Source organism: Aerococcus sp. L_32 (assembly GCF_050689315.1).
The window spans coordinates 1-597 of sequence record NZ_JBOEQF010001126.1; the positions used below are offsets into that span (position 1 = coordinate 1).

Sequence of the window (597 nt, forward strand, 5' to 3'; positions counted from 1 at the left end):
TGCTTCCGGTTGGTAGTAGTCGTAGTAAGATACAAAATACTCCACCGCATTATTCGGGAAGAAATCTTTCAACTCCCCGTATAACTGACCTGCCAAGGTTTTATTGTGGGCTAGAACCAAAGTTGGTCGGTTGGTTTGGGCGATCACATTGGCCATGGTAAAAGTCTTCCCAGTCCCCGTACCACCTAGTAAAACTTGCGCCTTACCGCCAGCCTCCACCTGTTCCACAATTCTTCTGATGGCTTCCGGTTGGTCCCCACTCGGTTCATATTCCGAAACTAAATCAAATTGGTTTATCATCATGAACCTCTCTTCCTTTTAAAATACACAATTACATACCCTAATATTATACCACCTAAGTGATTAAAGCCGAAACCTTAGCCCTTGAAAAAAGGGGGTTCGCGACTTGGCTGACGATCCAAGTGAAACAGGTATCAGTTTTCAAAATCACCAGCTTTTTTTCCTTGCCAATGCCAATAAATTTTTGAACAAAATCCTTTTACAAGAGACAAGTCATATTCTTGATGGTATCTATTAGCTCGCTATTTCCACCAAGTTTGATCTGCCCAAGACATTTTCTCTTATGATTACTTAAGA

At 41.5% G+C, this 597-nt stretch carries 2 protein-coding genes; one reads left to right on the forward strand and one right to left on the reverse strand.

The window, feature by feature from the left end:
- Positions 1-303: DEAD/DEAH box helicase family protein (locus ACRCJ0_RS18520; RefSeq protein WP_431391646.1), on the reverse strand; the 303-nt coding region annotated here is incomplete at its 3' end.
- A gap of 103 nt (positions 304-406) precedes the next feature.
- On the opposite strand from ACRCJ0_RS18520, the gene ACRCJ0_RS18525 reads away from it, so the two are divergent.
- Positions 407-538: a hypothetical protein gene (locus ACRCJ0_RS18525; RefSeq protein WP_431391647.1), complete on the forward strand. Its 132-nt coding sequence runs from the start codon at positions 407-409 to the stop codon at positions 536-538.
- Positions 539-597 lie beyond the last annotated feature (59 nt).